The organism is Rhodococcus sp. NPDC057014 (assembly GCF_042673295.1).
Taxonomy (GTDB): domain Bacteria; phylum Actinomycetota; class Actinomycetes; order Mycobacteriales; family Mycobacteriaceae; genus Rhodococcus_F.
In genome coordinates this window covers 1-5,625 of record NZ_JBHUSF010000450.1, presented here as the reverse complement: position 1 = coordinate 5,625, position 5,625 = coordinate 1, and the positions used below count along the sequence as shown (strand labels likewise).

Below are 5,625 nucleotides of genomic sequence, written 5' to 3'. Positions count from 1 at the left end.
GGGGTGAGTCTTGCGACTCACCCCGACGCGGCGTATCTGTTCCGGCACCCCGTCACGGCAACACGAGGTCAGGCGCGGACACCCTCGGCTGCGAATGTTCCGCGTGCCAGCGCCACGGCCGCGTGCGCGCCTTCGTGAAGCAGTTCGTAGTCCGCGGCGAGAGCGACGGTCCGGATTCCGTTGTCGGCGCACGCTGTCGTCATTTCCTGACTTCCCCCGTAGGCGGCGACGTCCAGTCCGTGGCGGGTGCACGCCTCCACGATTGTGCGAACGGCATCGAAAGTAGCCCCGCCCAGGACGTCCGTGGCGGAACCGGCCAGCGACAGGGTGAGGTCTGCCGTGCCGATCAGGATCCCGTCCAGTCCGGGTGTCGCGCAGATCGCTTCGGCCTCGGCCAGGCCGTTCGTGTCCTCGATCATCAGGTAGACCCGCTGGCGGGGCGCCGTGGCCGGGCGCAACGCTGCCCGAACCGGTCCCCACGAGCGGTGTCCCTCGGGGGCGTATCGGCAGAAACCGACCGCCTCACGTGCTTGGGCGGCCGACCCGATCTGCGGGACGACGACGACGTCGGCACCCATGTCGAGCGCCCAGTTGGCTTGTGCGTAGTTCGTCGCCTGCGTCCGCACCCAGGCCTCGACGCCGGCGCCCTGCACCGCCGAGAGCAGGGGCACGACGGCGTCCGTTCCCAGTGCGCCGTGCTGCAAATCGATCACGGCCCAATCGAATCCAGTCCGAACCATCAGTTCGGCAGCGAAGACGGAGTCGAGCGTCAGCCACGCTCCGAGTGACGGCGCGGTCGAGGTCGAGGTCATTGCGGGGTACTCCATTCGGGGATATGCGGGCGGCGGTTTGGTGAACGCCGCCGGTCACTTCTGGGGTGTCGGTGGAATCAGCACAAGCTTTCCGATGTGCTTCTTGGCGAGGAAATCCTCCTGCGCACGAACGATGTCGGACAACGGATACGTGGCCGAGACGACCGGACGGATTTCATTCCGCTCGATGTATCCGACGAGGTTCTCGAACACGGCGTCGTCCTGGAAGGTGCACCCGTACAGCGTGAGGTCTCTGAGGTAGACAGTGCGCAGGTCGATCTCGGAGATCGGCCCGCCGATGGCACCGGCGATCGTGTAGCGACCACCCGTGCGCAACACGTCGAGCAGTTGAGGCCACTGTGGTCCGACGACGAGATCGACCACCACATCCACCGAGCCGGCACCGAGCGCCCCGATCAGATCGACGCCCCGCTCGATGGTCCGATCGGCGCCCTGCGCCTTCACCTCGGCCGCCTTGTCGGGCGAGCAGACGGCGATCACCGTGGCGCCGCGGCGCTTGGCGAGTTGCACCGCAGCGAGGCCGACACCGCCCGATGCGCCGGTGATCAGCACGCGTTCGGCACCGACCGCGGCGCGGTGCAGCATGTTCTCGGCTGTGGAATAGGCGCACGGCAGCGCCGCGAGTTCGGCGTCGCTCCACTCGGAGTCGACCGCGAAGGTTTCCCGGGCCGGAGCCACCGCGTACTGCGCGAAGCCGCCGTCGCATTCGCTGCCGAACGTCCAGCACTCGTACGGTCGGTAGTCGACGTAGCTGCGCAGCATGGTGCGTACGAGGACCCGTTCGCCGATGCGGTCGGGGGAGACGCCGTCACCGACCGCGACGATGCGCCCGCACACGTCCGCGCCCTGAATCCGGGGGAATTTCAGGTTCGTGCCCGACCAGCTGGCATCGTCGTCGTCGACGGACTCGAATCCGCTCGCGCCACCGGAGTTCGTGTCGGAGTCGATCGCCTTCGAATACCACCCGATGCGGGTGTTGATGTCGGTGTTGTTGATGCCGGCGGCGGCGACCTCGATCAGCACCTCGCCTCGATCGGGCCGGGGGACGGCGACGTCGGTGCGGTACTCGAGTGTGTCGAGTCCTCCGTGCCCGGTCAGGAGAACTGCGGTCATGTTTTCCGGCAACAAGGTTGGCTCCTTCGGATGTCGATCGGATGTGTTCGTGGGCCGGTGTATCCCGGTCACACCGGTGCGGCGAGTGGTTCGCGGGCGACGAAGGTCTGGGTGAGTTCGCCGATGTCGGTGATGCTGCTGCGCAGCACGTCGCCGGGACCGAGGAACCGCTGCGGTGTCCGGCCCACCCCGACGCCGGCGGGCGTGCCGGTGAACACGACGTCGCCGGGGTAGAGCTCGAGGGTGTGCGAGAGGTGCTCGATCAGCGCCGGCACCGGGAAGATCATCTGCGCGGTACGTCCGAACTGGACGAGTTCGCCGTTGATGCGGGTCTCGAGCGTGAGATCGTTCGGATCGGCGAACTCGTCGATCGTCACCAGCGCCGGTCCGATCGGGGCGAACCCTCGGTGCGACTTCGCGAGACTGAACTGCGGAACCGGGCCGGCCAGTTGCCGCCCGCGGTCGGACAGGTCTTGTCCGACAGACAATCCCGCGATCGACTCCCAAGCCCGATCGGCCGGGATGTCGCGGCCACCTCGCCCGATCACGACCACGAGTTCGACCTCCCAGTCCACCGTGTCCGAGGGGAGGGGGACGGTGGTGACCGGGCCGGAGATCGCCGAGGCGAACTTCGTGAAGATCACCGGTGACTCTGGCCGTTCCACACCGGACTCCGCCGCGTGGTCGGCATAGTTCAGGCCGACGGCGAACACCTGGCGCGGCGACGGCACCGGCGAACCGAGCCGACCCGGGTCGATCCCATCGCGGTGCGCCGGGGTGACCCTGTCTCGGTTGCCCGTGTACCAGGTGACGAACTCCGCCCACCGCGCGTAGATCTTCTGCGGATGGGCGGAAAAGTAGCCGTGGCTTTCCGCCTCGACGTCGACGAGGCCGCTGCGCGTCGACACCTGGAGGCGGCCATCGAGATTGATCAACCGCACCTGAAACTCTCCCGTCGTCTGTTCCGAGTGTTCGATTCCGGTGACCGGAGCGGGTGCCTGCGGATCGTCACTATTTGAACAGTCCGTTCATTGTGTGTGTTTGACGATAGTGCGGGCCGGGTCACAGCTTGTCAAGGCCTGCGATGCCGCTTTGGCAAGCATCGGCCCTGGGTCGGGACGGTTGGTCGCGGCTGTGACGAGGCGGGGTCTTGACGGCCCATGAGGTCCATGTCACAATTTTGAGCGTGACGTTCATTTATTGAACGAATGCAATGTCGGTGGTTGACCTGCTGTCGCCGGCACGCCTGCACACTTCATCCCCGCCTTTCCCCGCCCCGGACGGCATTCGCACCGTCCACGTCGGCTGTCATGCCGACGCGCACCAGCAAGGAGTGACCTGGTGACGATTACCAACACGGATTCCGTCGGAGAGTATGAGGACGGACCTGTCGGCACGAAGGCCGACCAGGGTCCGGTCGACAAGAAACGATTCCTGGTCAAGCTGACCGGTGTGATCGCCGGTGGCATGTTCATCGACGGCTACATCCTCGGCATCATCGGCACCGTCATCGGTGCCCTCACCCTCGACCTGGAGATGTCGCTGTTCTGGGAGGGGCTCATCGGCGCCTCCGCGCTCATCGGCATCTTCGTCGGCGGCCCGTTGGGGGGCTGGCTGGCCGACAAACTGGGCCGTAAGCCGCTGTTCGCGATCGACCTGGCGATCTTCATCCTCGGATCGGTGATGCAGTTCTTCGTCGACTCGGCCTGGCAACTGTTCGCCGTCCGGCTGCTGATGGGCATCGCGATCGGCGCCGACTATTCCGTCGGCTGGCCGTTGCTCTCCGAATTCGCCCCTCGGCGGCTGCGCGGCAAACTGCTGGCCTACTGCGAGGTCGCCTGGTACGTCGGCTTCATGTTCGCCTTCGTCGCCGGCTTCCTGATGACCACCGTGTGGTCGCTCGACTGGCGTATCGTGCTCGGCTCGAGCACAGTTCCGGCGGTGATCCTGTTCCTGGCCCGGCTGGGTATGCCCGAATCACCGCGCTGGCTGATGAACAAGGGCCGCACGGACGAGGCAACCGAGATCGCCCACGCCTACCTCGAGGACCCGACGGACGTCGTCGACATCGCCAACGAGGGCACCCGCAAGGGCACGTTCGGGATGTTGTTCTCCCCGGCCTACCGCCGGGCGACGATCTTCATCTCGGTGTTCTGGTTCTGCGCGGTGGCACCGTATTTCGCGATCGCCACGTTCGCCGCCAGCGTTCTGGAGGGCTACGGTCTCGGCGACGGACTCGTCGGCGCCATCGGAGTCAACGGCCTCGCCCTGGTCGGTGTCATGGTGTCGGTCCTGCTCATCGAACGTGTCGGCCGCCGGAAACTGACCATCCCGCAGCAGTGGGTCTGCGCGGTGGTCCTGCTGATCATCGGATTGTGGTCGTCCGCCCCGCCCGCGGTCGTGCTGATCTGCTTCCTGGTCTTCGCGTTCGCCAACGCCATGTCCACGGCCCTGACCGGGGTCTACCCGGGTGAGATCTTCCCGACCGAGACCCGCGGCCTGGGAACCGGTTTCGCGACCGCGTTCAGCCGCGTCGGTGCGGGTCTGGGCACGTTCCTGCTGCCGTGGTCGATGCACAACCTCGGCAGTGGAGTGACGATGATCATCGCCGCGGTGATCTGCATCGTCGGTGCGGCGGTCTCCCAGGTCCTCGCCCCGGAAACGATGGGCCGCAACCTCAGTGAAACCTCGGCCCCGCGCGGCGGTCAGCCCGTTCGAACCTGACCCGTCGCGTACAGCACTGGGAACCGGAGTCCGTGCCAGGGCTCCGGTTCCCGGTGCTTCACACGGTGTGGCCGATCGGCGGGACTATTCGCCCGCCGCGTCCTGCCAGAACACCTCGACGAGGCGCTCGACGATGGCCTGCATCTGCTGGAGCGCCTCGGGGATGCGGTCGCGCCCGAAGCGGTAGCGGGGGCCGTTGAGGGTGAGGATCGCCACCAGCGTGCCCGAGGAGTCACGCACCGGCCGCGACAGCGAAATCAGTTCCTCTTCGAGTTCGTTGTCGATGATGCCGAACCCTTGCTCGCGGACCTGGTCGAGCTCCCGGAGTAGAACGGCGCGGTCGGTGATCGTGTGGGACGTGAATGCCTCGAGCGTCTCGGGCAGCACCGCGAGCACCCTGTCCAGCGGCATCTCGGCGAGCAGAACCTTGCCGGTGGAGCTGGCGTGCAGCGGGTATTGCTGGCCGACCATGTGAGTCGATATGCGGCTCATGATCCCGACCACGTGCGAGCCGGAGGCCTCGGCGATGAGGTCCAGGCCGTCGTGCGAATTCGGCACCGACAGGGTCGCCGACTCGTTGAACTTGTCGGCCAACTCCTGCAGCAGCGGTTGCGCGCGTGCGACCAGACCGGCGTACGGGTCGGCGCGCCGACCGAGCCGGGCCATTTCCCAGCCGAGGATGTAGTTGTTGTCGATCCGGTCGACGAGACCGGTGCGTTCGAGACTGTAGAGCAGACGGAACGCGGTGGGCCGGGAGATCCCCACGCCCTTCGCGAGCGTGGTGACGGTGGCACCGGTGCGCGGGTGTGCGGCCAACTCCCGTAGCAGCCGAACCGCTTTGGTCACCGACTTGTTCGTCATCTCCGTCGGTTCGGGTACTTCGCTCATGCCACCCCTTCGTCGTGTCGGTGCGCACCACACCCTCGGGTACGCGCTTACACGACCACTCTACCGC

The 5,625-nt window shown here is 66.6% G+C and carries 5 protein-coding genes; 1 reads left to right on the top strand and 4 read right to left on the bottom strand.

Annotated elements, in window-relative coordinates; all coding sequences use genetic code 11:
• Positions 1-68: 68 nt before the first annotated feature.
• From ACFTZB_RS42460 to ACFTZB_RS42450, 3 genes are all read right to left on the bottom strand, one after another.
• Positions 69-812: an HpcH/HpaI aldolase/citrate lyase family protein gene (locus tag ACFTZB_RS42460; RefSeq protein ID WP_378441475.1), complete on the bottom strand. Its 744-nt coding sequence runs from the start codon at positions 810-812 to the stop codon at positions 69-71.
• A gap of 54 nt (positions 813-866) precedes the next feature.
• Positions 867-1,946, bottom strand: coding sequence for an alcohol dehydrogenase family protein (locus tag ACFTZB_RS42455; RefSeq protein ID WP_378441473.1), 1,080 nt, complete (start codon positions 1,944-1,946; stop codon positions 867-869).
• Between the two features lie 68 nt (positions 1,947-2,014).
• Positions 2,015-2,887: a fumarylacetoacetate hydrolase family protein gene (locus ACFTZB_RS42450; protein WP_378441471.1), complete on the bottom strand. Its 873-nt coding sequence runs from the start codon at positions 2,885-2,887 to the stop codon at positions 2,015-2,017.
• 400 nt (positions 2,888-3,287) lie between these two features.
• Here ACFTZB_RS42450 and ACFTZB_RS42445 point away from each other — a divergent pair, with 400 nt between their 5' ends.
• A complete protein-coding gene (locus ACFTZB_RS42445; RefSeq protein ID WP_378441468.1) occupies positions 3,288-4,670 on the top strand; it encodes an MFS transporter in 1,383 nt (460 codons plus the stop codon).
• A gap of 84 nt (positions 4,671-4,754) precedes the next feature.
• On the opposite strand, the gene ACFTZB_RS42440 is transcribed toward ACFTZB_RS42445, so the two are convergent.
• Positions 4,755-5,558, bottom strand: coding sequence for an IclR family transcriptional regulator (locus tag ACFTZB_RS42440; RefSeq protein ID WP_378441466.1), 804 nt, complete (start codon positions 5,556-5,558; stop codon positions 4,755-4,757).
• Positions 5,559-5,625: the final 67 nt, after the last annotated feature.

What these genes read in the sequence shown, in the direction of transcription:
- ACFTZB_RS42460 (WP_378441475.1), bottom strand. Translation starts at nt 812, where the DNA reads ATGACCTCGACCTCGACCGCGCCGTCACTCGGAGCGTGGCTGACGCTC.
- ACFTZB_RS42455 (WP_378441473.1), bottom strand. Translation starts at nt 1,946, where the DNA reads ATGACCGCAGTTCTCCTGACCGGGCACGGAGGACTCGACACACTCGAG.
- ACFTZB_RS42440 (WP_378441466.1), bottom strand. Translation starts at nt 5,558, where the DNA reads ATGAGCGAAGTACCCGAACCGACGGAGATGACGAACAAGTCGGTGACC.